The organism is Variovorax sp. HJSM1_2, from assembly GCF_049316285.1.
GTDB lineage: Bacteria > Pseudomonadota > Gammaproteobacteria > Burkholderiales > Burkholderiaceae_C > Rhodoferax_B.
Window position 1 is genome coordinate 272124 of record NZ_JBMOXA010000002.1, and the last position, 26976, is coordinate 299099.

At 60.9% G+C, this 26976-nt stretch carries 15 protein-coding genes; 10 read left to right on the forward strand and 5 right to left on the reverse strand.

The genetic code is table 11. The features are described from left to right. The first annotated feature begins 5 nt into the window (after positions 1-5). Complete coding sequence (locus ACFQ95_RS03760) at positions 6-9506, forward strand: hemagglutinin repeat-containing protein (RefSeq protein WP_422829460.1); 9501 nt, start codon at positions 6-8, stop codon at positions 9504-9506. Positions 9507-9508: 2 nt separating this feature from the next. After that, on the forward strand, positions 9509-10303 hold the full coding sequence (locus ACFQ95_RS03765) for a hypothetical protein (RefSeq protein ID WP_422829462.1): 795 nt from the start codon (positions 9509-9511) through the stop codon (positions 10301-10303). Positions 10304-10346: 43 nt separating this feature from the next. Here the strand turns inward: ACFQ95_RS03765 and ACFQ95_RS03770 are convergent, their stop codons facing one another. Further along, on the reverse strand, positions 10347-10976 hold the full coding sequence (locus tag ACFQ95_RS03770; protein WP_422829463.1) for a LysE family translocator: 630 nt from the start codon (positions 10974-10976) through the stop codon (positions 10347-10349). A 130-nt stretch (positions 10977-11106) separates the two neighbouring features. Here ACFQ95_RS03770 and ACFQ95_RS03775 point away from each other — a divergent pair, with 130 nt between their 5' ends. The 6 genes from ACFQ95_RS03775 to ACFQ95_RS03800 all read left to right on the forward strand — a co-directional run bounded on the left by ACFQ95_RS03775 (position 11107) and on the right by ACFQ95_RS03800 (position 20424). Further along, the gene (locus ACFQ95_RS03775; protein ID WP_422829464.1) at positions 11107-11571 is read left to right on the forward strand and encodes an Lrp/AsnC family transcriptional regulator; all 465 of its coding nucleotides are present in this window, start codon (positions 11107-11109) and stop codon (positions 11569-11571) included. A 182-nt stretch (positions 11572-11753) separates the two neighbouring features. Next, entirely contained in the window at positions 11754-13121 is a 1368-nt protein-coding gene (locus ACFQ95_RS03780; RefSeq protein ID WP_422829465.1) for an HD-GYP domain-containing protein, read from the forward strand. Positions 13122-13663: 542 nt separating this feature from the next. Further along, complete coding sequence (locus ACFQ95_RS03785; RefSeq protein WP_422829466.1) at positions 13664-15907, forward strand: patatin-like phospholipase family protein; 2244 nt, start codon at positions 13664-13666, stop codon at positions 15905-15907. 282 nt (positions 15908-16189) lie between these two features. Continuing rightward, positions 16190-17266, forward strand: coding sequence for a BMP family ABC transporter substrate-binding protein (locus tag ACFQ95_RS03790; RefSeq protein WP_422829556.1), 1077 nt, complete (start codon positions 16190-16192; stop codon positions 17264-17266). A gap of 340 nt (positions 17267-17606) precedes the next feature. After that, positions 17607-18890, forward strand: a complete 1284-nt coding sequence (gene guaD / locus ACFQ95_RS03795; RefSeq protein ID WP_422829467.1) for a guanine deaminase — start codon at positions 17607-17609, stop codon at positions 18888-18890. 247 nt (positions 18891-19137) lie between these two features. Then, on the forward strand, positions 19138-20424 hold the full coding sequence (locus ACFQ95_RS03800) for an OmpP1/FadL family transporter (protein WP_422829468.1): 1287 nt from the start codon (positions 19138-19140) through the stop codon (positions 20422-20424). A gap of 197 nt (positions 20425-20621) precedes the next feature. Here ACFQ95_RS03800 and ACFQ95_RS03805 read toward each other — a convergent pair whose 3' ends face one another. From ACFQ95_RS03805 to ACFQ95_RS03820, 4 genes are all read right to left on the reverse strand, one after another. Continuing rightward, positions 20622-21845 carry a M20 family metallopeptidase gene (locus ACFQ95_RS03805; RefSeq protein WP_422829469.1) on the reverse strand — a complete coding sequence of 408 codons (1224 nt, stop codon included), beginning with the start codon at positions 21843-21845 and terminating at the stop codon, positions 20622-20624. Positions 21846-21853: 8 nt separating this feature from the next. Beyond that, positions 21854-23644: a 2-oxo-4-hydroxy-4-carboxy-5-ureidoimidazoline decarboxylase gene (gene uraD / locus ACFQ95_RS03810; RefSeq protein ID WP_422829557.1), complete on the reverse strand. Its 1791-nt coding sequence runs from the start codon at positions 23642-23644 to the stop codon at positions 21854-21856. Between the two features lie 19 nt (positions 23645-23663). Further along, positions 23664-24611: an allantoinase PuuE gene (gene puuE / locus ACFQ95_RS03815; protein WP_422829470.1), complete on the reverse strand. Its 948-nt coding sequence runs from the start codon at positions 24609-24611 to the stop codon at positions 23664-23666. Between the two features lie 108 nt (positions 24612-24719). Continuing rightward, a complete protein-coding gene (locus ACFQ95_RS03820; RefSeq protein ID WP_422829471.1) occupies positions 24720-25400 on the reverse strand; it encodes a GntR family transcriptional regulator in 681 nt (226 codons plus the stop codon). Positions 25401-25482: 82 nt separating this feature from the next. Between ACFQ95_RS03820 and uraH the strand changes: the two genes are divergently transcribed. Continuing rightward, on the forward strand, positions 25483-25833 hold the full coding sequence (gene uraH, locus ACFQ95_RS03825; protein ID WP_422829472.1) for a hydroxyisourate hydrolase: 351 nt from the start codon (positions 25483-25485) through the stop codon (positions 25831-25833). Between the two features lie 107 nt (positions 25834-25940). Continuing rightward, positions 25941-26927 carry a tripartite tricarboxylate transporter substrate binding protein gene (locus ACFQ95_RS03830; protein WP_422829473.1) on the forward strand — a complete coding sequence of 329 codons (987 nt, stop codon included), beginning with the start codon at positions 25941-25943 and terminating at the stop codon, positions 26925-26927. Positions 26928-26976 lie beyond the last annotated feature (49 nt).

Sequence of the window (26976 nt, forward strand, 5' to 3'; positions counted from 1 at the left end):
TCATCATGAACCACAACCTTTTTCGTGTGATTTGGAATGCTGCGCGCGGCCTGCGCATGGTCGTGCAAGAAACCGCGAGTAGTGTCGGCAAGGGGCGCTCACGCAGCGGGGCACCTGCCGCATCCGTTGTGGCGGTGGGTCTCCTTTTCTCTGGCTTGCTGGCGCCCTGCGCGCGGGCGCAGATTATTGCCAACCCGGATGTGGTCGGCCAGTTGCGCGCCACGGTTCTGAATGCGCCGAATGGCGTGCCCCTGGTAAACATACAGACGCCCAGTGCTGCTGGTGTTTCGCGCAATGTGTACAGCCGGTTTGATGTTCAGCGCCAAGGCGTCATCCTGAACAACAGCCGTGGCAATACCCAAACCCAATTGGGCGGTTGGGTGCAAGGCAATCCTTGGTTGGCCCATGGCTCCGCGCGGGTGATTCTGAACGAGGTGCGCAGCAGCGCACCCAGCTTGCTGCACGGCGCCGTAGAGGTGGCCGGACCGCGTAGCGAGGTCGTGATTGCCAACCCCGCGGGCATTCAAGTCAATGGAGGCAGTTTCATCAACACCAGCCGTGCAACCCTGACCACAGGCGAAGTACAACTCAATGCTCAAGGCGGAATTGCGCAGTACTTGGTGCGTGGTGGCAATGTTCAAATTTTGGGTGACGGGCTCGACGCGAGGGGTACGGATTTCGCCGCCATTCTGGCGCGTGCCGTAGAGGTGAATGCGAGTATCTGGGCCAATGATTTTTGGCTGCTCACAGGCGGCAACAATATCAGCGCCGATGGCCAGCAGATCACGCCAGCCGCAACCAGTTCAGCCACTAGGGGGGCTCCGGCCTACGCTTTGGACGTGAGCGCTGTAGGGGGCATGTACGCGCAGAAGATCTTCATGGTCGGAACCGAGGCCGGTTTGGGTGTACGCAATGCCGGCGTGCTGCAAGCGACAGCCAATCCTGAGCGCCCCCTGCTGGGCGCCGGTGAGCTGATGATCACAACTGAGGGCTTGGTGCAAAACAGCGGCAGCATCCAGTCGGCTGGCAACTCGCGTCTGCAAGCACAATCGGTCGATAACAGTGGTCAGTTGCAAAGCCGTGCAGAGGTGCAAGTCTCCACCGTGGGGGATTTGCGCAACAGCGGTTTGATCGAGGGCGCGCGTGTGGCCTTGGCCAGTACGGCTGGTGATTTCGACAACCGGGGTGGCACCATCCAACAAACCAGTTCTGCTGGTTTGAAGCTGAGTGCACAGCGCTTGAGCAACACCCAAGGTGGTGTTGTGGGTTGGGCGAATGCCGGTAGCAATAGCGCCATTGACAACCTTCCCGTTGGCACGACATCCGCAACACCCGTAACGCCGACCGCGTCGGATACAAATACGAGTCCCGACTCGGCCTCTAACGGTGGCTCAGTTAGCGTGACAACGCCGACGGCTGGCACCTTGATGGCCGCAGGCGCCATTCGCAACGACGCTGGCCGAATGCTTGTTGCTGGTCCGGTTGAAATAAGTGTAGGGGCCTTGGACAACACAGCAGGGCAGTTGCGGGCGCAGACGCTGTCTGTTCAAGGGGACAGCTACCGCAATGTGGCGGGGCGTCTCGATGTGGCGCAGGCATTCGCGGCGCAAGTCCAACAGTTTGACAACCTCAAGGGCGTATTGCGAGCAGGCAGTGTGTCAATTGCCGCGTCGGGTGATGTGCAGAATGTAGCCGGTGTGATCACCGCCAGGGATGATCTGCAACTGCGAACCGGTGCGCTCAAGAACACCGAAGACGGCTCATTGCGCGCTGGCCGCGATCTGCACATCTCCGCTGCAGGTGTTGTCCTCAACGATGGTGCGATGACGGCCCAGCGCAATACCACATTCGTGGCTGACCGCTTGGTGCAGGGATCAAAGGGCGTTTTGGGCGCTGGCATCGACGTGCACGGCCAGCGCGCGCAAAGCGTTGAATCACAGGCCGGGAATTTGACGGCACAGACCCATGGTGTTTTACGTTCGGCGGGAATGCAGATCGCCGCCGGCGCGGTATCGCTTCAGGGGCGCAATATCGATCTTGCGGGTGGCCAAACCATTGGGGCTGCCGTTGCGCTGATCGCCACCCAAGGCGACGTCAACACCAGCCGCGCCACAGTTGCCACTGAGGGCGGCTTGTCGGTTCAGGCAAAGAGCGCATTCAACCAATCCTTGGTGAACCAAGGTGGGGTCTTGAGCGCTGGGCAGTTGGACTTGCAGGTAGCCAATCTGCATAACACGGCGGGAGGAAAAATCATACAGACCGGCGATGCGGCCACCAACCTTACAGTCAGTGGCGCGCTGGACAACGCAGGCGGCCGGATTGTGAGCAATGCCCAATCACTTGCCTTGCAGGCAACAGATATATCCAATTCCGGTGGTGTGGTGCAGCATGCCGGAACCGGCGATTTGCGGATGCGCGCCAACAGGTTTTCCGGGGCCGGGGGCCAAATTGTGAGCAATGGCGCTGTAAGTGCCGATGTCTCAGAACAGTTCGACCACCGCAATGCCACGCTGAATGCTGTGCAGATAACGCTTGGTGCGGGCAGCATCCAAAACGCAGGCGGTGTGATCCAACAAACCGGCACCCAAGCTACAAGTATTGGAGCCACCTCTGCCTTGGTCAATGATGGCGGCACGATCGCTAGCAATGGCACAACGATGATGCTGCGTGCCGCGCAGGTGGACAACACCCAGGGGCATATCTTGCATGCTGGCGATGGGCAGATGCGCCTGGATGTGGAGCGTTACCGTGGTGCGGGCGGCCAGTTGCAATCCAATGGCGCGCTGCAAATCCGCGCCCAAGAAGGCTTTACGCAAGAGGGCGGCAGCGTGGTCGCTCGACAACTCGATCTGCAAGCTGCCACGTTGGTGAATCGTCAGGGGCAGGTGTCGCAAACCGGTGACGGGATTGCACGCGTTGCCATAACGGGTCTGCTGGACAACATGCAAGGCACTATTGTCGGCGGGCAAGGCGGTAGTCTTAACATCAGCCTTGGACAACTCTCCAATCAAGGCGGTCGTATATATGCCGACGGAACCTTGTCCGTGAATGGCCAGCAAGGACTCAGCAATGACGGCGGTGTGCTGCGTGCGGGTCGACAGTTGAATCTGCAAACACCGGGTGCCATCACCAACGTGCTCGGGGCGATTGAGGTCGCCAGTGCATCTGTGCCTTCTTCCACTGACGGCTTGGTCCTGCAAGCGAGCGAGATAGACAACACAGACGGACGTGTCGCCAATGTCGGCAACGGGCACACCATGCTCGCGGCGAGCCGTATTGTGAATGCCAACAGTGGCTCCACAGTTGCGGCCGCTGACAGCCGTACGGGATTCATAGCCGGCAACGGGAAGGTGCGGATTCAGGCCGCTACTTTGACCAATGGCGCCGGTGCTAGCTTGGCCGCGGGCGATGCGATGACCTTATCTGTACCAGACAAGCTGACGAATCGCGGCCAGATCACCAGTGCGGCGGGGTTGGAGTATGCAGCCCCGGACGCTGTGTTGGACAACATGGCCGGACATATTGGCGCGGCGGGACCGTTGCGTGTCGCCGTGCGCAGTGTGCTCAACGACGGCGGCCTGTTGGCTACGACGCAAGGTTCGGGAGGTGATGTGGACATCCGTAGCGGGGCGTTGTCCAACCAGGCCGGCACCATCACCAGCGATCGTGACCTTGCACTCACCCTGACTGGCGCTTATCGAAACGACGGCACTTTGCACGCCGGCCGTGATTTGCGGCTGAGTATGGACGGTGAACTGCACAACACGGCTACAGGCGTTCTGGAGGCTGTGCGGTCGTTGCAAGCGAAAGCGGCGGACATTTCCAATGCGCAGGGCGGTCTGATGCAGGCCGCTGAGGTAGCGCTGACGGCAACCGGTGTCATCCGCAACCAGGGTGAAATTACCGGTCGCACGGTCTCATTAGATGCAGGCGTTGTGGAGAACAGTGGTGCGGGGGCTGTCACCGGTGCTCAGGTGCGCGTGCGTGCCGGCACCTTGAACAATAGTGGTGCACAAGCGCTGATAGGTGCCACAGAGAACCTGGCATTGTGGGTACGCGACAGTTTGTCGAACTCCGATGGCGCCACGCTCTACAGCGCAGGCAGTCTGCAGATTGCGGGCAGTGAGGCCAGGGGCGCAGATGGGCAGTTCACAACGGCCGTGTCTTCGGTGTTGAACCGATCGGCCAGCATTGAGGCTGCGAACCATATAGACATGGCGGTGAGCGCACTTGTCAACGAGCGGCCGGGTGTGCAGATTCAGCAGGTCAAGACCTTGGATGAACAGCGCACCTTGGGTATGCCAAGTTGGTGGCATACCGATGAGCCAAACCAACGCCGCTATGCGCCGCGAAGTACCAATTTCACCGCCTATGAGATTTACTACCTCAACCCAGACGACATCATTTCCCACAGCACCTTGGTGACGCCCGATGGCTACACCGTCGGGCGTGCAGTGATCCGTACCCATGCAAACGACACCGCGTTTTCAAGTGCGCGTGGTGGCTACGACGGTGCGTACGGTCATAGGGAGCGGTTGTTGCTCGGTGAGGGCACGCGTGTGCTCTATTATCTAGCGCGTCAGGATGGGGCTGCCAATCCGGACCAGGTGCCAGGGTTTACCGGCGGTGTTTGGCAGGGCGAAGAGCACGTGAGGCAGTGGGATGCGGCCGCCCCCGCTTTTGACAATGGTTACGGCAATTGCGCCCTGCAGTGCGTGCGCTTGGTGACCCAGCCTGGGTTTACCGATCCCTCCAGCATATTGATACGGGACACTCAAGACGTGCGTGGCCCGCATGATTGGTTGTATGAGCTTAGACGCGAAGCCCATACTTCAGCAGTTGAGGACCAGTTGGCGCCGGGCGCAGGTGCAGCCGGACGCATCGTGGCTGGCGGCAACATGCGTATCAGCTTCAGTCAGTCGCTGGACAACCGCTACAGTGAGATCATGGCGGGTGGCGATCTACAACTGAGTGGCAGCAACAATGCCACGCTGACCAACCAAGCGACCACGCTTTATCGGCGCTACCAGTTCGACGGCACACGTGTGTATGCCGATGGCGTGCGGCTGGCCTATACCAGGCCAGACATCTCCGAAGAGATCGGCAGCGTCAGCGGCACCTTGTCTGGTGCCCGCAGCGTCAACATCCAGGCAGGTGCCATACGCAACGTGGACACCAGCGCGGGAACTGCGGTCAATATCACCAGGAATGTGCAGTTGAGCTCCGGCGGTGTCCCGGGCGCGTCTGGCGCACTGGGGGACCTAAAAGGCCAAACGGCCGCCTATGCAAACGGCGTTCAAGCTCGCACGGGTACGGTAGCGCAGGGTGGCTTTACTGATCCAGCCTCTACCGGACAGCCGCTCACCAGCGGGCTCTATAAAGAGGCCCCATCGTTGTCCAGCCCGGTACTCTTTGAGACCCGCCCGCTGTTCGCCGAGTACCGCCAGTGGCTGAGCAGTGACTATCTGTTGAGTCAACTTGGACTGGACCCAGCGCATAGTCAAAAACGCCTGGGCGACGGATTTTATGAACAGCGCCTGGTGCAGGAGCAAATGGCGCAACTCACGGGGCTGCGCCTACTGGCCGGTGCTGCCGGCGATGACGCGGCCTATGCCGCATTGCTGACCGCTGGCACCACGGCCGCGAAAGCCTTCGGCTTGCGGGTCGGCGTGACCCTGAGCGCCGCTCAAATTGCGCAACTCACCAGTGACATCGTCTGGATGGAGGAGCAGAGTGTGACGCTCGCGGATGGCAGTGTGCAGCAAGTGCTGGCACCCAAGCTGTATTTGGCGCAAGTGGGCGCGAATGCAGTGCGGCCGAATGGGGCCTTGATCACGGGTGGCGATTTGCAGATCGAAGGGGACTCGATCGTGAACCGCGGAGGCAGCTTTGGCGGAGCCAATACGCAGCGCGCGATGTTGGTCGCAACAAACGATATTGCCAACGAAGGTGGCTTGCTGCGTGCCGCAGCGTTGGGCCTGGTCGCCGGTGGAGACATCCACAACACCACGCTCAGCCAAACCCAGGGGTGGACGCAAAACGATGGCAAGGTGCAAGGCACGGGCAGCCACAACAGCTTGTCCAACACCGCCCGTATCCAGGCCGGTACGCAACTGTTGGTGTTGGCTGGCCGTGATGTGCTGGACACTGCAGGTCAGATGCACTCGGATGGTTCTGCCACCATCAACGCGGGGCGCGACATCCGTTTTGGAGCACTCACCACCGGTAGCCGAAACCAAGCCAGCGTGGGGGCATCCAGTCTGCAACGCAGTACCGAGCAGGTGCAAGCGGGGCAACTTAGCACCGGTGGAGACCTGCGACTCCAAGCCGGCCGTGATGTCCAATTCCAAGCCACGCAGGTTCAAGCCGGAGGTGATGCCCGCTTGCAAGCCCGGCGCGACCTGACGCTGTCAGCCGTCACCACCAGCCAAACCAGCGACCAGCGCAACGACCCGAGGGGCAGCAGCTTCTTCCAAACCCGCAGTGCGACGCAGGTGCATAGTGCGGATGTGCAGGCCGGCGGGACTTTGCAACTGGTGGCCGGGCAAGACGTCAATGTCATCGCGTCCAATGCCACCAGCGGCGTCAACGCTGCTACCGGTACAAATAGTACGTTACAGGTAAGTGCTGGTCGAGACGTGCGCCTGGACACCATGGACGCACGCCGAGAGTCCGAGGACTACAGTCACGGCACCAGTCGCAGAGCCTTCAGCAAAAAAGCTACCACCACTCATGACCATGAGATGCAAACCACTGCCGTCGGTGCCAGTCTGTCGGGTGGTGAGGTCGTGGTGTCCGCGGGGCGGGACATCCAGGTACGCGGTAGCAGTGTGGCCAGCGACGCAGGTACTGATTTGGCCGCCGGGCGCAACATCTCGGTTGAAGCGGCTGAAAACACTTTGCGCGAGAGTCACTTCAAGGAGGTCAAGAAGAGTGGCCTTCTGAGTAGCGGCGGTGTGGGTTTCACCGTAGGCAAACAAGAGCACAGCACCAACCAAAGCAGCACGCGCACCATGGCGGTGGCCAGCACGGTGGGCAGCGTTGACGGGCATGTTCGCATACTGGCGGGCGAAACCTACCGGCAAGTTGGCAGTGATGTAGTCGCACCACAAGGCGATATCAACATCCTGGCGCGCAAGGTTGACATTGTTGAAGCACGTGAAACCGAGAGCAGCCAGTTTGAGCAAAAGTTCAAACAAAGCGGCTTGACGGTGGCGCTGAGTAGCCCAGTAGTAAGTTCGCTACAAACCATACAAAACATGGCGCAAGCGAGCGGTAAAACCAGCAATGCTCGCATGCAGGCTTTGGCCGGTGGTGTTGCTGCCTTGGCGGGTAAGGACGCATACGATGCGGTGAAAGCCGGCCAGGGCTTCACAACGGCAGACGGCAAATCCGGGCAGATGCTGGTACGTGATGACAAAGGCAATGTGGTGAAGAACGCCAATGGTGTCGAGCAAACTCGAGATGCCACGGCTGCGGAAAAGGTGGGAGGGCTCAATGTCAGCATCAGCGTGGGCAGCAGCCAAAGTCAGAGCCAACAAAAGAACCACGCCGATAGCGCACGTGGCTCATCGGTGAAAGCGGGTGGCAATGTGTCCATCCGCGCTACCGGCGCCGGCGCAGACTCCGACCTGTTGGTGCGTGGCTCGAACATTCAAGCGGGCAGGGAACTGACGCTCCAGGCCGACGACCAGATCAATTTACTAGCGGCACAAAACACAGCGGAGCAAACCAGCAGCAACCAAAGCAGTTCAGGCAGCTTAGGCGTGAGCTTGGGTACCAGCGGCTTTGGTGTCACCGTTGCGGCCAGCGCTGGGAGGGGTAGTGCAGACGGGCGCGACGTCACGCACACCAATAGCCACATCGTGGCGGGCAATCAGGTCAATCTCAAGTCTGGTGGCGACACCACGCTGCTGGGCGCCGTGGTTGCCGCCCCAAAGATCAAGGCCGACATCGGTGGCAACCTCAGTATCGAAAGCCTGCAAGACACCAGCCAATTTGCCAGCAAACAACAAAACGTCAGTGCCAGCGTGACCATCGGCGCCGGAGGCGGCGGGTCATTCAGCGCGAGCAAGAGCAAGGTTAATAGCGACTATGCGTCTGTGGTGGAGCAGAGTGGGATCAGAGCAGGTGATGGTGGGTTTGATGTAAATGTGGCTGGCAATACCGACCTCAAGGGGGGGGCTATTACCAGTGCGCAAACAGCAGTCGAAGAGGGCACGAATCGTTTGACGACTGGGACTTTGACTACCCGTGATTTACAAAATAGATCCAATACCAACGCCAGTAGCAGCGGCTTATCACTGAGCAGCGATTTACTGTCCCGTGGCAAATACGCCGTATCTAAGGCCATTTTGGGGAATGCAGTCGGCAACGATTCAGCACATGAATCGTCACAAGGACGTACGCGCGCTGTTGTGAGTGGAGGCGACGTGATCGTCAAGGATGCTGTCGGTCAGGTCGCGGCGACGGGGAGGGACGTCAAGGCAACGGTCGATGGTTTGAATCGCGACGCTCAATCTGCTCATCAGGCGGCAGGCCGTCAGAACGTTGATTCTTTGCAGAGTAAGTTGGAGGCAGAGCAGTCCATTAAGAGGGCTGCAGTCAAGGCCGTTGTGGCGTTCACTGACGAAGCTTATCGGTCTCGTTTTGAGCAGCCGCCGAAGATCATCAAAGTGCAGTGCCCACAAACGGACTGCTCTCAAAATCCGGAGTTGCTGATCCGCTCAGAGGTTAGCAAAGAGGAAATTGCGAAAGCGGCCGCAGGTTCCATCATTGCTGTAAATGGCATTCTGAACGACGAAAAAAGAGGAGCGGAACTGGCGTATCAGAATACGCTAGCCGATGAGGTCACGGGTCAAAAGCCCGATGCCATTTACCTCATGCACATTGCCCCGGCAAGCAACACGCTTTCCGAACTGATAGGTGTAGCTTATGAAAAGGTGGTCGCATCTGCCGACTATGGCTTGGCCAATTTTCTGGGTTATACCGATGGTGCAGAACTCTATGCCGATCTGTTACGCAGTCGTGAGGGCGTCGCTACACATTCGCTTGGTCACAGTCGGGGAACTCTGATCCAGGAGGCTGCGTTCACCATCCTTGGGAATCGGTCTGATAGCGGTGTTGTTCCTTACGTTAATCCAGAAATGAGTGTTCGTGGGGTGGGCGGAGCGGCCGATGCTAATCAATACTTCAACAAAGCAGCGGCTGTACAGGGGAGTACTCGCAATAGAGAGGCAATTACGTATAGCTATTTCAGCAATGATCCAGTTTCTACATCGATATTTTCAGGCGGCAATCCGGGGGCGTGGACTGTTCAGGACTTGTGGCAGGTCTACGAAACCAACAACAGCATGCATAGTTGCTACGGTTCTGGGGCTAAAAATTGCACCCAAGTCGAAAGCCCTATGCCCCAGGGGCCTCAGGGTACACCCGAGGGCAATGCAAAGCTGATTCGCTATGTTGGTGGCAAATTGGTGGTCAGCGAATGGGGCAAAAGGGAGTGACTATGTGCGATCAAATACTTCGAATTTTGAGCCTCACAGGTTTAGTGATTATTGGAGGTTGTGGGTCTGTTGAACAAGCGATTAAGCGAAACGACGATCGTTACGCCGTTCCGGGGGCGATGGATGCCCCGTTGACTGGCCTCTATAAAACATATCAATACAAGTTGTTAGAACGATACCAAGTTACTCACCAGTGGTTGCGTACCACCGGATGCAGTTATCGATCAGTAGAGCAGGTCGGTGGTGTTTCGGGACATTCAAGCTGGTTTTTCTCGGTTCGAGATATCTACGAACAAGACGACAAAACGTGGCAGCGCTTTGACTCCAAGATTGGCCCGTATAACTTCAGTCGATACGTTCGCAGCGTCACGGAGGTCAGCAGAGAAAAAGAAACGTTAGGCCAGATCCGGGAGATTGGATGGCGACCTATTTGTTTCGAGTACTGGGACCGTTCGAGCCATTTCCTACGATTGCGTTTGCAAAGGCGGAGCTTGCCAGAACTGCAGGCGGTGTTCAGCGAGCAGTACCCGGAAGCTGGCTGGAGCACGCGAGTGGTGCAGTCAAAGACCTGGATGGTGCAGGCGCTGCCCGAGGATCAATTGCGCCCGAAAGAGCCTGGCAGAGTGGGTGGTCCTTTCGAGAACTGGTTGATCCCCTTGGGCGACACCGGCTACACGCTGGCGATTGAGATGGGCGCAAACCAGGAATCATTGAAATATCCCGAGGCGCAGCGCGCGGTTCACGAGACGTTGATGCATTTGGTGGCGTCGGTTCAGGTGGAGCCGCTAGCGCCCTGATGCTGGCCTGATGTGTTGCCGTGGTCTGCGCGAACCGCAAAGTTCATCGGTTGATCCACAGCGATGCCAACTGACTCACCGCAAAGCCCAGCAGCACCAAGCCTGCTATTTGGTTGATGCGCACCATGCTGCGCGCCTTAATGCGGTGGCGCAGAGCGGCCACCACCAGGCTCAGGCCCAGCCACCAAATGGCTGAACCCAAAAACACCCCCAACACCATCCACAGCGGCGATGTTGTGGTTGCCGCCCCCGCACTCAGCGTGGCAAAAATGGCGCTGAACGACAGGATGGTCATGGGGTTGGTGAGCGTGAGCAGCAACACCGAGGCATAGGCTTTGAAGGCTGCACCGCCTTCGCGGATGTCACCCGCTTGAGCCGCTTGAGAGGGGGCCGGGCTGCGCAGTATCTGCATGCCCATCCATGCCAGAAACAGCGCACCCAACAAGGCCAGTGGTAGACGCAAGGCGACAAAGGTAGCTGTCAGCGCCGAGATACCGAAAATCCCCAGCGCGCCATAGGCGGCATCGGCGGTTGCGGCGCCCAGTCCGCTCACAAAGCCAATGCGTCGCCCACGTGCCAGGGTGCGCTGAATACACAGCAGGCCGATAGGGCCGACTGGGGCGGCGATGGACAGGCCAATCAGCGCGGCTTTGAAGAACAACGGGGTATCCATGACAAGCAGAAATTAGGAACTGGGAGGGCTTGAGGATGCTCTGCAAAACTCTTTTGGTGAATGCCGATTTTTCTGAATAATGAGAATCTGCTTTGTTTATTTACTGAGCTTTTGACTCTTGGCCTAAAAAATGGAAGTTGATCGCAAGTCCTGGAAAATTTTGCAGGTTCTGCAGCAAGACGCACGCATCTCCCTTACCGAGCTGGCCGCACGTGTGGCACTGTCGGTACCTGCGGTGTCCGAGCGGCTCAAGCGGCTGGAAGAGAGTGGGGTGATTGCGGGCTACCGGGCCGTGGTGCCGCCGGCCATGGTGGGTTACGGCTTGATGGCCATCGTTGGCATTACCACCTTGCAGCCCGAAAAGGCGCGCCTCATCGCGCTGCTGCAAGAGCGCCCCGAAGTACTGGAGTGCCACCACGTCACCGGCCAGGATTCGTTCTTGATGAAAGTGGTGGCGCGTGACATTGCCCATCTGGAGAGCTTTCTGGCCGGTATCAACCACTTGGGCGAGACGCGCACGTCGATTGTCATGTCGTCGCCGATTCCGGGGCGGGCGTTGCAGCCGCCCGTGCCGGCAGGCCTTGCAACAAGTTGACAGTTGAGTCACATTTCATCGAGCCTTTGGCCCCACCATGGCGCTTTTGAACACAGCAACAACAAAGGTACGCCGTGGCATCTAACGATACGAATACAAGTGATTTGCTCGAGAGTCCCTTTGTCTGCGATGCGCCAAAGCCAACGTGCAGCAGCGCGCCGCCGTTGTCAGCCAGCTTTGCCATGCCTCATGTGGGGGCACAACCCGCAGTCCAGCACCTGGAACTGTCTGAGCTGATCGGTTCGCTGAGCCATGCCCTGGACATTACCGAGGGGCAGCCCAAGGGCCACTGTGTGCGCGTGTGCTGGATCGGCATGCATGTGGGCCTGCAACTTGGCCTCGACGAGATGCAACTGCGCGACCTCTACTACACCTTGCTGCTCAAGGATCTGGGCTGCAGCAGCAACGCTGCGCGCATCTGCGAGCTGTACCTCACCGACGACCTCAGCTTCAAACGCGACTTCAAGCAGGTCGGCGACAGCCTGCCGCAAATGCTCAAGTTCGTCTTCACGCATACGGGTTTGAAGGCCGGGCTCTCCGAGCGCCTGCGCAGCATCATGAACATCATGCGCAATGGCCCAGAGATCGCGGATGAGCTGATCCAGACCCGGTGCACACGCGGTGCTGCCATCGCTCGGCAACTGCGCTTTGGCGAGGCGGTGGCCGAGGGCGTGGGCAGTCTGGACGAGCACTGGGATGGATCGGGGCGCCCGGCAAGGCTGCAGGGCAACGCGATTCCGCTGTACGCGCGCATTGCGTTGCTGTCGCAGGTGATTGACGTCTTCCACACCACCGGCGATGCAGAGGCTGCGCTGCGCGAGGTGCGCAGCCGCTCGGGCGGTTGGTTTGATCCGCAACTGGTGACGATCTTTGAACGCGTGGCGGCCGATCCAGGCTTTTGGAGAGTGTTGGCGTCGCCCGAAGTCGAGGCCCGCGTTTTCGCCATGGAGCCCGCGCGTGGCCACGTGGTGCTCGACGATGACTATCTTGATGACATTGCCGAAGCCTTTGGCCAGGTGGTCGACAGCAAGAGTCCCTTTACCAGTGGCCACAGCGCCCGTGTGGCCCGTTACGTGGATGCCATCGCCATTGAACTCGGTTTGCCCGACGCGCGCCGCCGCTGGCTGCGCCGTGGTGCGCTGTTGCACGATGTGGGCAAGCTCGGCGTCAGCAATTCCTTGCTCGACAAACCCGCCAAGCTGGAGCAAGACGAATGGTCGGTGATGCAGGCGCACGCGCAACATACCGAGGCCATTCTGTCGCGCATCGGCGCCTTCCGCGAACTGGCACAGATGGCCGCCGCACACCACGAACGCCTGGACGGTACGGGCTACCCCAAGGGACTTTCGGGTGCGGAAATTTCGCTAGAGACACGGATCATCACCACGGCGGACATCTTCGACGCCATTTCGGCCGACCGGCCCTATCGCGGCGCGGTGCCAGTCGTCAAGACGCTGAGGATGATGTCCGAGATCGTGGATACGGCGCTTGACCGTGAGTGTTTCGAGGCCCTGTGCAAGGTCCTGGCGACGCAGACTGAACCCTGGTGAAGCCTCGTTGAGGCGATTTGCGCTTCAGCCTTTGTGGCCTTTGTGGCATGTTTGCCAACCGGCGCACGGCCGCTTCTGCCGCTTGCAGCCGTTGGCAAGATGAAGCCGGGCTTGAATTCTTCCCCCGATGTTTGGCCCTTGCCCTTGCCCGCCGTATGGGTTGGCGTCACCGGCGATGAAGGTGCGGGCAGGAGCCGCCTGCTGCACTTGCTAGGCGCTTCTTGCGCGTGGCGCGATGCTCGCTTGCCTGGACCAGCCTTTTGCCACATTGGACGCGGCGTCCACCCGTGCCATCCGGCAGTTTCTCCGTGACAGGGCCTATCAGCCAACGCGCACCTGGGGCGCGGCCGACCATGAGGCCGACCCGCGGCTGCTCGGGCGGCGCCCTATGGCATCGCGCTGAGTGCCAATATCACTGCATTCGATGTAACAGCGTGGGCTGCAAATGACCTCGCAGCGGTATATTTGAAGCATAAATACGGGGCGCTGGGAGGCGGTCCCGCCTGGGCATCCCGGATGCCGTTCAAACTTTCGGTTTAGCCATGCCTATTCGTTTCTTGTTGGCGCTGTGCCTGTTGGGGGCCACGGCTGCTGGCGCTTTTGCTCAGTCTGCCCAGCCTGACCCGGCGGCCGCTGTTGCTGCGCCTGCGCCATCGCGCCCCAAGATCGCCCTGGTGCTTTCCGGCGGCGGGGCGCGCGGCGGCGCACACATCGGGGTGCTCAAGGTATTGGAAGAGTTGCATGTGCCCATAGACATGATCGTCGGGGCCAGCGCGGGCTCTATCGTGGGCGCGGCTTATGCCACAGGCATGCCCCTGGCCGACATCGAAAAAGAGATGCGCACGCTCAGCACGGCGCTGCTGTTCCGGGACGTGGTGCGCGAAGCCGTGCCACCGCAGCGCAAGAACGACGACGCCCTCAACTATGTGGGCCCGGAAATAGGCATCAGCGCCGGCGGTATGTCCTTGCCCAAGGGCGCCGTGGCCGGTGTGGCGTTGGAGGCGGTGTTGCGCCGGCTGACGGCGCGCCAGCAAGACACCCATTTTGATCGCCTGCCCATTCCGTTTCGCGCGGTGGCCACAGATCTGGCCACGTCTGAGATGGTGGTGCTGGACCACGGCAGCCTGGCCCAGGCGGTGCGCGCCAGCATGGCCATTCCAGCGGTGATCAGCCCGGTCGAATTGGATGGCCGTTTGCTGGTGGATGGTGGCGTGCGGCGCAATCTGCCGGTGGACGTGGCGCGCAGCATGGGCGCCGAAGTGATCATTGCCGTGAACATCGGCACACCCTTGCTGAGCAAGAAGGAGATCACCTCACTGCTGTCGGCTTCGGACCAGTTGCTGCGTATCCTGACGGCCACCAACGTCGCCGACTCGCTGCGCGAACTGACGCCGCGCGATGTGCTCATCACGCCTGAACTCAGCGATATCAGCAGCAGCGATTTTGACCATCTGCCAGAGGCCGCGCGCGCCGGTGAACAGGCGGCAAACGAAGCACACGCGGCCCTGGCGCGTTATCAGATGCCCGAGCAAGCCTATGCGGGGTTGATCGCTTCGCGCAATGCCGCACAAATGCCTGTGGGCCAGCGCATTGACGTGGTGCGTGTGGACGGCACCAAGCGCGTGGATCCGGAGACGATTGCCGAAACGATGCAGATCCGACCCGGCCAGAAGTTTGACGCCGCCGCCGCGGATGAAGATATGCGCCGCCTCTATGGGCGTGGCGACTTCGAGGCGGTGAGCTACACGTTTGCCAATGAACCCGGCGAGGGTTATGTGCTGACGGCGAGTGTGACCGAAAAATCCTGGGGGCCGAACTACCTGCGTTTTGGCCTGGGCCTGTCGTCCGATTTTCAGGGCAACTCCTTTTTCAACCTGTTGGCCACGCAGCGCTCGACCTGGCTGAACAGTCTGGGTGGTGAATGGCGCAACGACTTGCAGATTGGCCACGAGGATTACCTGCGTACCGAGTGGTACCAGCCGCTGAGTGCCAGCCAGCGTTACTTTGTGGCGGCCTACGCACAGACCGGGCGTCAGCCTATCGATTTGTACAACGACGCCAGCTTGCGAGTGGCGAGCTTCCGCCTCGGCCAGAGCAAGTTTGGCGCCGATCTGGGCTTGCAACTGGGCAATGCGGGCGAGGTGCGACTGGGTGCGGAAAAGGGGCATGCGTCGTTCCACAACGACACCAGCTCGGTGCCGGTGGGTGAACTGAGCAACGCCAATGCGGCCACGGGTGGTGTGCGCCTGCGCTTGAAGATAGACACGCTGGACAACTTGCCCTTTCCGCAGGATGGTTACCTGCTGAACCTGGATCTGTTCAACTCGCGGCCTACGTTTGGCGCCACCTACAGCTATAACAAGCTCTCGGCTTCGCTGCGCACGGCCTACAGCGTTGGCCCACACGTGTTCCAGTTCGCAGTGGCGGGAGTAGGGGCTTCGGGAGCGGATCCCCTGCCGCCGCACGAGGCTTCGTACCTGGGCGGGTTTCAACGCCTGTCGGGCTACAAAACGGGTGAGTTGGCGGGCGACGAATACGTGCTGGGCCGCGTGGTCTACAACTACCGTTTGGCCAAAGCCGGCTTTCTGGACGGTGCCTATGCCGGTGTTTCCCTGGAGACCGGGCGCATTGGTGAAAACCTCAGCGGCTCTGGCCGTACGCAGAACCGCTTCGGTTCGTCGGTTTACGTGGCGTTTGACACGCCCCTGGGGCCCATGTACCTCGCCTATGGCCGGGCGGATGGCAAGCGCCAGGCCCTGTATTTCTACTTGGGGCAACCTTGGTAAGTCCTTGTTAAGTCCTTGGCGACGCACTGAAAAACACATCGTGGGACAATATGTGCCCTGGCTTTTTGAGCCGCTTCCGAATCGATTGGGAGCCGGCTCTTAGGCAGCACCCCTCCGTCCGGCTGAGTTGAACGTCCCGTTCAAACATGCCGGACGTGTTTTTTTCAAAGGTTAAGCATGAAGAGCGTCACTTCAAAAATACGCAGTGGAGCACCCGCACGTCCGCAAGATGTGTGTGCCAGCGTCCACTCCCTCGCAACCCCGCGCCGCAAGCTTGTCGCCATGCTGGCGGCAACCCTTTGCTTCGCTCCAGCGTTTGCACAAACACCCACAGCATCCAAAACGGCTGAGCCTTTAAAGGTGGCCTTCGTCTACGTGGCGCCGCTGGGCAATGCCGGCTGGGTGCACCAGCACGACCTGGGCCGCCAGGAGTTGCAACGTGCGCTGGGCGACAAGGTCAAGACCACCTACGTGGAAAACGTGGCCGAAGGGCCGGACGCCGAGCGTGTGATCCGTGATCTGGCGCAGCAGGGCAACAAGCTAATCTTCACGCCCAGCTTTGGCTACATGGAACCCACGCTGAAGGTGGCCAAGGAATTTCCGGACGTGAAGTTCGAGTCCATCACCGGTTATAAAACCGCGCCCAACGTGGCCACCGCCAACGCGCGTTATTACGAAGGTCGTTACCTCGCGGGTGTGGCGGCAGGGCGCATGAGCAAAAGCCATGTGGCGGGTTATGTGGCCGGCTTCCCCATCCCCGAAGTGCTGCAGGGCTTGAACGCGTTCACCCTGGGCATGCGTTCGGTGGACCCCAAGGCGCAGGTCAAGGTGATCTGGCTCAACGCCTGGTTCGACCCGGCACGCGAGCGTGAAGCCGCGATGACACTGTTCAACCAGGATGCCGACGTGGTCACGCTGCACACCGCCACCAACGCCGTGATGGTGGCCGCGCAAGAGCGTGGCAAGTTTGCCGTGGCCTACCACTCCGACATGCGCAACGTGGCGCCCGATGCGCAGTTGGTCGCCGTGACGCACGAGTGGGGCGGCTACTACACCCAGCGCGCGCGCGCCGTGCTGGACGGCAGCTGGAAGAGTGGCAACGTCTGGGGCGGCGTCAAGCAGGGCATGATCCGCGTGGGCGATTTCGGCAGCAAAGTGCCGCCCGCCGTGCAGAAGGAAGTGCTGGCGCGCCAACAGGACATTGCCAGCGGCAAACTGCACCCGTTCAAGGCCGGTGCCAACGGCATACACGACAACAGTGGCAAGCAGGTGGTGGCGCCCGGTTCGACGCTGGCAGATGCCGACATCCTGCAGATGAACTGGCTGGTTGAGGGCGTGGTGGGCAAGTTATCACCCTGATTTCTTGGCGGTCACGCCATAACCTTTATGGGCCGATCGGTATCCCGCTCGGCCCATCTATTGCTTAAGCTAGGGCCTGTTCACACTATGGATACAAGATGCGTTGCTGTCCAAAGGGCCAGAGGCGAGGCGCAAAACGCGGCCGGGGTGAACCCCGGCAAGGCTTTGCAACGCTGCGGCTGGTCTTTTGGGCTGCAACCCGGAGGGAACGTGGTTAGAAAACCGCCACTCCGCATTGCAGGTCTAGGCCAGGCGGACGCCTGGCCGTCACCCCGCGCCTTGATTGGCGCTTTTCTAACTACGTTCGCACTTGCATCCATAGTGTGAACAGGCCCTACCCATGAAAGCCTACCGCGCCTCTATCCTCCGCTTCGACGAGCAACACCGTGCCCAGTACGATGAAGACGGCCTGCTGGTCGTCGGTCCCGACGCGCAAGGCCGCCAGGTGGTGCGCGCCGTCGGCGCCTATGCCCAACTCGCGCCCGACTATGCGGGCCTGAACATCGAGCATTTGCCCGGCCGCATACTTGCGCCGGGCTTTGTCGACATGCACATCCACTACCCGCAGACCGATGTGATCGGCGCCCCGGCCGATGGTTTGTTGCCGTGGCTGGAGAACTACACTTTTCCACATGAAAGCAGGTTCTCCGCGCCCGACTACGCTGCGGAAGTAGCTCAGTTTTTTGTAGCGGAGCTGTTGCGCAACGGTGTCACCACCTCGCTCACCTTCGCCACCAGCCACCCGACTTCGGTTGATGCCTTGTTCACCGAGGCGCAGCGCCAGCAGATGCGCCTGATCACCGGCAAGGTGCTGCAAGACCGCCACTCGCCCGACGGTGTGCGCGACCAGACCGAGCAAAGCCTGGTCGACACCGAGGCGCTAATCAAGCGCTGGCATGGCGTGGACCGCCTGGGCTACGCCATCACGCCGCGTTTTGCGCCCACCAGCACAGCCGCGCAGCTGCGTGGTGCCGGTGAATTGGCGGCCAAATATTCAGATGTCTGGATACAGTCACACGTGGCCGAAAACCTGGGTGAAATCGCCTGGGCGCGTGAGCTGTTTCCTGATTCGCGCAGCTACCTCGCCACCTACAACGACTTCGGCCTGATGCGCCCGCGCGCCGTCTACGCACATTGCATCCACTTCGACGACGACGACCGTGCGCTGATGCGCGACACCGGCACCGTGGCCGCCATCAGCCCCACCAGCAATTTGTTCCTGGGCAGCGGCTTCTTCGACTACGCCGGTGCCGACCGCGTTGGTTTTGGCTACGGCCTGGCCAGTGACGTCGGCGGCGGCACCAGCTTCAGCCCGTTCCACACCATGCTGGCCGCCTACTACGTGGGCCGTGAAGGCCAGACCAAAACCGGCCTGTCGCTGTCGCCGCAACAGCTGTGGTGGCAACACACGGCCGGTGCCGCCGCCGCGCTGGGTTTGGACGGCGTGGTGGGCAACTTGCAAAAGGGCTGCGAGGCCGACTTTGTGGTGCTCAATCCACAGGCTACGCCGCTGTTGGCACGCAAGACCAGCCTGGCGAATTCGCTCGATGAGTTGCTGTTTGCGATGATTGTGCTGGGCGACGACCGCCTGGTCGAACGCACGGTGATTTCGCAGGCTGGCTAAGCGCCGCGGGCCTGGCGCCGCTGGGCCGCCTGGGCGCCAGTTCAAAATCCGTGTCCTGGCTGGGGCCATACCAGTGCACCCGCAAAAACACTCGTTCAGGCAGTGTTTTCGGGGCAGGCGGCCCTCAGCCCTGTTACCTAGGTGACGCTCGGCGCGGCTGTTGGCGCTTTGTGTCTTCACTTCGTTGATACAGTGTCAAAGGGCTGTTGCAACATCAACAGATCTATCTACTGACTCTGGAGACACGATGAATACCTACAACATCAAGCATCTATCGGCGCTGATTGCCGCACTTTTTGCGGGCAGCGCAGGCGCTGCCGGCTTCCAATTGCTGGAGCAGAACGCCAGCGGCATCGGCAACGCCTATGCCGGTTCTGCCGCCGTGGCCGAGAACGCCAGCACCATTTACTTCAACCCGGCCGGCATGACCGAGCTCAAAGACCGTGAGTTCTCGATTGGCGCCACCGCCATCAAGCCCAGCTTCAAGTTCCAGAACCAGGGTTCTTCGGTTGGCACGCTGGCTACCGCAGGCTCGGGTGGTGATGCTGGCCACTGGGGCGTAGCGCCCAACGGCTATCTGTCGTGGAAACTGCAGGACGGGCTGTACGCTGGCATCGGCTTTGGTGCACCGTTCGGCTCCAAGACCGAATATGACGCGCCCTGGACCGGCAGCGCCCAGTCGAACAAGTTCGACGTCAAGACCTACAACATCAACCCGTCGATTGCCTGGAAGGCCAACGACATGGTGTCGCTGGGCTTTGGCCTGAACTGGCAACGTCTCACGGCCGATTACACGCGCCAACTGGCCGTTGTGCCTACCGTGCCGCCTGGCCTGCCGGGCGCCACACCGCTGGCCTTGGGCCTGGACGACAACGCCTGGGGCTGGAACGTTGGTGCGCTGTTCAAGCTCGCACCCGCGACCAAGCTGGGTCTGTCCTACCGCTCCAAGATCAAATACGACGCAACCGGCACCTTGGCCGGTGGTAGCGCCTCGGCCGCGGTGAACGCCGCCGTTGCGGCCAATGTCAAGGCCGATGTGACGCTGCCCGACACCTTCATCGCCAGCGTGGCGCACAAGCTCAACCCAAGCTGGGAATTGCTGGGCGACGTGTCCTGGACTGGCTGGAGCAGCATTCCCAAGATCGACATCGTGCGCACCTCGGGCGCCGCTGCCGGCACCGTGGCCCAAACGCTGGACACGGAATTCCGCGACACCTGGCGCGTAGCCCTGGGTGCCAACTACCAGTACAACGACACCTGGAAGTTCAAGTACGGCATCGCCTATGACCAGACCCCGGTCAAGGGCGCGACCACCCGCCTGACCTCGCTGCCGGACAACAACCGCATCTGGTTGTCCACCGGCGCGCAGTGGAAGCTGAGCCAAACCTCCACGCTGGACTTCGGCATCGCCTACCTGTACCTGAAGGACGCCGAGATCCGCAACAACCAGGCCGCTGCTGGCCGTGGCGCTGTGAACGGCACCTACAAGGACAGCGGTTTGGTCATGGGTCTGCAGTACTCACAAAGCTTCTGACCGGCACGGCTTTGCCTTCATCCGTATCACTTCGTTGGTTTGCCTCGCCGTGCTACAGCACTGTCTTCGGCTTCCCGCCTCGTTATCCGGCTGAATGCAAAACCGTGTGATCCGTCGCGCGGACGCATCCGCGCTTGGATAAAAAAAAGCCCTGAACCGTGTGAACGGTTCAGGGCTTTTGTCTGTGTGCGGCCGGGTTATGCCAGCAGGTCGCGCAGCGTGCGCGCGATCACCTTGGTGGCGCGGCGCAGGTCTTCCAGTTCCAGGCGTTCGTCGGCGCGTTTGGCGTGGGATTCGAGCACGGTGCGCGGGCCGGCACCGTAGATCACGCCGGGAATGCCGGCTTCGGCGTACAGGCGCACGTCGGTGTAGAGCGGTGTGCCCATGGCCGGAATCGGCTCGCCGAACAGTTGCTCGCCGTGTTTTTGGATGGCTTCCACCAGCGGCTGGTTGCCCGGCAGCGGCTTCATTGAACGGGCCAGCAGCAAGCGCTTGATGTCGATGCTGATGCCGGGCACCTCGGCGGCGGCTTTGCTGATCACGTCGCGGATGTTGGCTTCGACCTCGGTCGGGTTTTCTTCGGGGATCATGCGCCGGTCGAGCTTGAAGCTGACCGTGCCGGGCACCACATTGGTATTGGTGCCGCCCTGGATCAGGCCCACATTCAGGTAGGGGTGGTTGATGCCTTCCACCGCCGACGTCACCTTCTTGTACAGCGTGTTTTGCGCGTACAGGGCGTTGAGTATGTGCACCGCGCCTTGCAGTGCGTCCACGCCGGTGTCGGGTATGGCAGCGTGTGCCATCTTGCCGTGCACCGTGACTTCCATTTGCAGGCAGCCGTTGTGCGCCGTCACCACCTGGTAGGAGAAACCGGCGGCAATCATCAGGTCGGGCTTGGTGTGTTTGTTCTTCAGCAGCCAGCCGGGGCCAACCTCGCCGCCAAACTCTTCGTCATAGGTGAAGTGCAGTTCCACGCCGCCGCCCAGCTTGGCACCCAGCGATTCAAGCGCACGCACCGCAAAGGTGAAGCTGGAAAAGTCTGACTTGCTGACCGCGGTGGCGCGGCCATACATCTTGCCGTCGGCAATGTCGGCGCCGTAGGGCGGGTGTGTCCAGCCCTCGCCTGGCGGCACCACGTCGCCGTGGGCGTTCAAGGCGACCACACGGCCGGGGCCGTAGTGGCGGCGCACGATCAGATTGGTCACACTTTCCATGCCCACGGCTTTGACTTCGGCGTCAGGAACGGCGAATTTTTCGGCCTCAAAACCAAAGCCCGCCAGCAACTCGGCGGTGCGTTCGGCGTGTGGCGTATTGTTGCCAGGCGGCGTGTCGGTGGGCACACGCACCAGTTGCTGCAGGAAGCTGACCTGTTCGTCGAAGTGGGCGTCGATCCAGGCGTCGAGTTTGTCGTAATCAGTCATGGGAAAGTTCAGTTGCCTGCTGGCATGGAAGTGGCCAGCGATTGCATGAGTTGTTGGAAGGCATCCACGGCGAGTTGTATGTCGTCGTTGGTGCTGCTCTCCAGCGGGTTGTGGCTGATGCCGGAATTCAGGCCACGCACAAACAGCATAGCTTGTGGCATGACCTTGTGCAGCTTCATGGCGTCATGACCGGCGCCGCTGGGCAGGCGGTACAGCGGCACACCGAGTGCCGTGACCGCATCTTCCCAACGTTGTTGCCAGGCCGGGGCGCTGGGCGCGGCCGAGGCCAGTTCGGTCAGCTCGGTGTTGTAGCGCACGCCACGGCGTTCACAAATGGCGGCCAGTTGCGCCAGCACATCGCTCACCAGCGCATCGCGCTGTTCGTTGTTGGGCGCACGCATGTCCAGGCTGAACACACAGCGGCCCGGCACCACGTTGATGGAGCCGCCGGGGATGTTCAGGATGCCGATGGTGCCCACCGAGTCGCCATCAAGAGCCGCGCGCTGCTCGATGTACAGCGCCAGCTCGGCGACTGCATTGGCCGCGTCACGGCGGCGGTTCATCGGTGTGGTACCGGCGTGGCTGGCCGTGCCCATGACTTCACACAGATAACGTGCGCTGCCGTTGATGGAGGTGACGATGCCTAGGGGCAGGTTCAGCTCATTCAGCACCGGGCCTTGTTCGATGTGCACTTCAACAAAACCCAGGTAGCGCTTTACGTCGCGCTGCAGTGCGGCTATGCCTTCCAGCGTGCCGGGGTGGCCGGCGTGCTGCATGGCTTCACGCATGCTGATGCCGTCGGCGTCTTTCTGGTCGAGCCACTCGGGTTTGAAGTCGCCAATGAGGGCGCCCGAGCCGAGAAAAGTGGCCTTGTAGCGCTGGCCTTCTTCTTCCGCAAAAGCCACCACTTCCAGGCCGTAGGGCAGGCGTTGGCCCGCCCCGGCGAGTTGCTGCACACAGGCCATGGGCACATAAATGCCCAGGCGGCCGTCGTATTTGCCGCCGTTGCGCACGGTGTCATAGTGGCTGCCGGTCAGCAGATAGGGCGCGGACTCGGCGGCGCCCAGGTAGCGGCCGACCACGTTGCCCACGGCGTCGATCTCTACCGTGTCGAAGCCGCAGGCGCGCATGTCGGCCGCGATCTGCGCGGCGCAGGCGCGGTGCGCATCGGTCAGGTAGGTGACGGTGAGCTGGCCCTTCTCGGCAAAGCCGGGGTCGCTGTGCACGCTTAAACGTTCTTGCCAGTCCCAGACTAGGTTGCCCAGCGTGGGTTCATAAGCGAACAAATCGTTGAGGCGGATTTCGGCGATGCGGTGGATGTTGCGCAGGGCTTCATTCAGCTCGAAGTCGGGATGGTTCAGCAGGCGGCGCGCAAAGGTGTCGAGGATCTCGCGCTTGGCCAGGCCCTGTCCACGCGGGCCGCGCACGGCCAGGATGAACGGAAAGCCGAACTTGGCAGCGTATTCGGTATTGAGCTTTTGGATGTGTGCCAACTCTTCGGGCGTGCAGGCGGTCAGGCCGGCCTTGGTCTGCTCGTTGGTCGACTCGGCCGTGAGGCTGTTGACCTGCATGGCCTTGCCGGCCAACTCGGGGTGGGCGCGGATCAGCGCCAGCTTGGCGGCGGTGTCGGCCTGGGCCAGCACCTGCACCATCTGGTGCTTGAAATGCGCCAGCGACTGGAAAGGCCGCGCGGCCAAGGCCTGCTCGGCAATCCACGGCGAGTGTTCGTACAGTCCGTTCAACCACTGCGAGGCCTGGGCCAGCGGGGCGTTGTTGAGCTGCTCCAGCGTCAAGGGTATGCGTGTGCTCATGGCTTGTTTATACGCCTGGCTTGGCTTGATACGGGTGCACCTTGTGCCAGTGCTCGGCCACGTCGATGCGGCGGCAGATCCAGACTTTCTCGTGGCTCTGCACGTAGTCCAGAAACTTCTGCAGTGCGCCAAAGCGGCCGGGCTTGCCCAACACGCGGCAGTGCATGCCTATGCTCATCATCTTTGGTGCGGTGTCGCCTTCGGCGTACAAGACGTCGAAGGTGTCTTTCAGGTAGGTGAGGAACTGGTCGCCATTGTGGAAGCCCTGCACCTGCACAAAACGCATGTCGTTGGTGTCCAGCGAATACGGGATGACCAGATGCGGGGCCTTGCTGCCGTCGCTCTTGGTGACTTCCTGCCAGAAGGGCAGGTCGTCGCCGTAGTTGTCGCTGTCATAGCTGTAGCCACCTTTGTCGACCAGCAGGCGGCGTGTGTTCGGACTGTCGCGGCCGGTGTACCAGCCCTTGGGCCATTGGCCGCCGGTCAGCTCTTTGATGATGTTGTGGCCGATCTCCATGTGCTCGCGCTCCACGGATTCGGGCAGGTTCTGGTAGTGGATCCAGCGCCAGCCATGGCAGGCGATCTCGTGGCCAAGTTCGGTGAATGCCTTGACCAGTTCAGGATAGCGCTGCAGCGCCATCGACACACCAAACACCGTGAGCGGCAAGTTGCGGCGCTCGAACTCACGCAGGATGCGCCACACGCCGGCACGCGAGCCGTATTCGTACATCGACTCTATGGTCATGTGCCGGTCGGGGAAGGCCTGGGCGTTGATCAGCTCGGAGAGAAAGGTCTCGGAAGTCGGGTCGCCGTGCAGCACGCAGTTTTCACCGCCTTCTTCGTAGTTGAGGACAAACTGCACCGCAATGCGCGCCTGGTTGGGCCATTGGGCGTGCGGCACGTCGCGGCCGTAACCCTTGAGGTCGCGGTCATAAGTAGGAGTTGCATCAGGCATAAATGAATGGGGACCGGGAGCGAAGGTTGAGCCGTCGATCCAGGTCCCTGAAGAGAGTGAATGAAAAGTGAACTTGCGAATCAGCGGTCAGTCATCCGCAAGCACAGATCAGGCCAAGGCCATGGCGATGTCGTTGCTCGGCACCTTGCGGTCGAAGGTCAGGCTGGACTCGATCTTGCGCAGATGCTCTTCCATCAGTTGCACGGCGCGGGCTTCGTCCTTGGCGGCGATGGCCTTGACGATGTCGTCATGTTCTTCGGCGCCGATTTCCTGCGCGCTTTCGGTCTGGTACATCAGGGTGATGAGTGAGCAGCGCGAGAGCAGCTCCACCATCATCTGCACCAGCACTTCGTTCTCCAGCAGTTGCGCCATGCGCACATGGAAGTCGGCCTGCACTTCCGAGCGGCCCAATGCGTCTTTGTCCTTGAGCGCCGACTTTTCCTGCACCAGGTGGTCTTTCAAGGCCTTGATGCGGCCGGGCGTGGCTTCACGCACAAAGGCGCGTGTCATCTCGGCTTCCAGCATGCGGCGCACGGCGAACACCTGGCGTGCTTCGGCCACCGTAGGGGCGGCGACAAAAGCACCGCGCGCGGGCTCCAGGCGGATCAAACGGTTTTGCGACAATTGAAAAAGAGCCTGGCGTACCAGCGTGCGCGAGACGCCGAAGTGGTCGGCCAGTTTTTGTTCCGCGAGTTTGGTGCCGGGGTGCAGCCGATGTTCGACAATCGCCTTGGTCAAGGCGTCGACGATGGTGTTGGTGTTAGTGGAAGTGGGGGTGAATGAGTCCATGGAAGGGGATGATAATCCAATCTACTAGCACTGTATACAAATTTGTTTCGCCGAATGTTACTATTTTTCGTCAAGGATTTGAATGGGACTGAGCACACATGTTTTGGATACCATGCACGGCGGTCCGGCCGTTGGCATGGCCGTTGAGCTGTACACCACCGATGGTGAAAATACCAATCTGGTCAAACGCTTTGTACTCAATGCAGATGGCCGCACCGATGCGCCGCTGTACGACAACAACTCCCTGAAGAAGGGCACCTACCGCCTAGTGTTCGATGTGGCGGCTTATTTTCGCGGCCGTGGTGTGACGCTGCCCGAGCCCAACTTTCTCAACAAGGTGAGTCTGGACTTTGGTGTGGCCGCTGTCGACCAGCACTATCACGTGCCCTTGCTGGTCAGTCCGTGGAGCTATTCGACCTACCGCGGCAGTTGATGGCGTAGCTGGTCGTGCTGTCGGTGTCATAAAACGGTCACGCCCGTGTCGCACGATAGCGCCTGCCAGACCGTCCACTCGTTCTCCCAGCTTTACTTCTTCGTTTCATGAACTCACAACCAAATCGGCGCTTGGCGCTTGCCATGGCAGCGGTGACTGCTTCGGGTTTTGTAGCAACCAAGGCGGCTGCGCAAAACTTTCCCGAGCGCCCCATCAAGATCATCGTGCCGTTTGCGCCGGGCGCTGGCACCGACGCCATGGCGCGTTTCATGGCGCAGAAGCTGGGTGAAGTCATGGGTGCCACCTTTGTGGTGGACAACCGCGCCGGCGCGTCTGGCGCCATCGGCACACAGGCTGTGGCCCAGGCCGCGCCCGACGGCTACACCTTGCTGCTGGTGGCCTCGCCGTTCACCACCGTTGCCGCTGCACTGCCCAGCGCCAACTACGACCCGCTGCGCCAGTTCACCCCTGTGGGCATGATCGCCAGCGGCCCGCTGGTGTGGGCCACCAGTAGCGCGACTTCCATCAAAGACATCAAGGGCCTGGTGCGCCAGGCCAAGGAAAAGCCCGGCGCGCTGAATTACGGCTCGGCTGGCGCGGGCGGGGTGAACCACCTGGTGCTGGAATTGCTGAAGTCCAAGACCGGCACCTTCATCACACACATCCCTTACCGTGGTGTGGCACCCGCCACCATGGACATGCTGGCCGGCAACATCCAGCTCATCACCGGCACCATTCCGGCGCTGCTGCCCTTCATCAAGGACGGCCGTGTGCGCCCGCTGGCCGTGACCAGCGCGAAACGCTCCAGCGCCTTGCCGGATGTGCCCAGCATGGCCGAAGTCGGCCTGGCCGGCGTGGACGTGGTGAACTACTTTGCGCTGATGGCGCCTGCCGGCACGCCACCGGCCATCGTCAACCAATTAAACGCCGCGCTCAACAAAACCGTGGTTTTGCCCGAGGTGACGGCGCGTTTCAAGATCGACGCCGTGGAAGCCGCACCAGGCTCCCCCGCGCTGCTGGGCCACTTCATCGAGGCCGACTACCGTGCCTGGCGCAACGTGGTGCGCACGCAGAACCTTCAGATCACCGACTGAGCTGAGATAGGCACACCCCCAGTCTTCGCGCACTGCGTGTCGCTGCGCC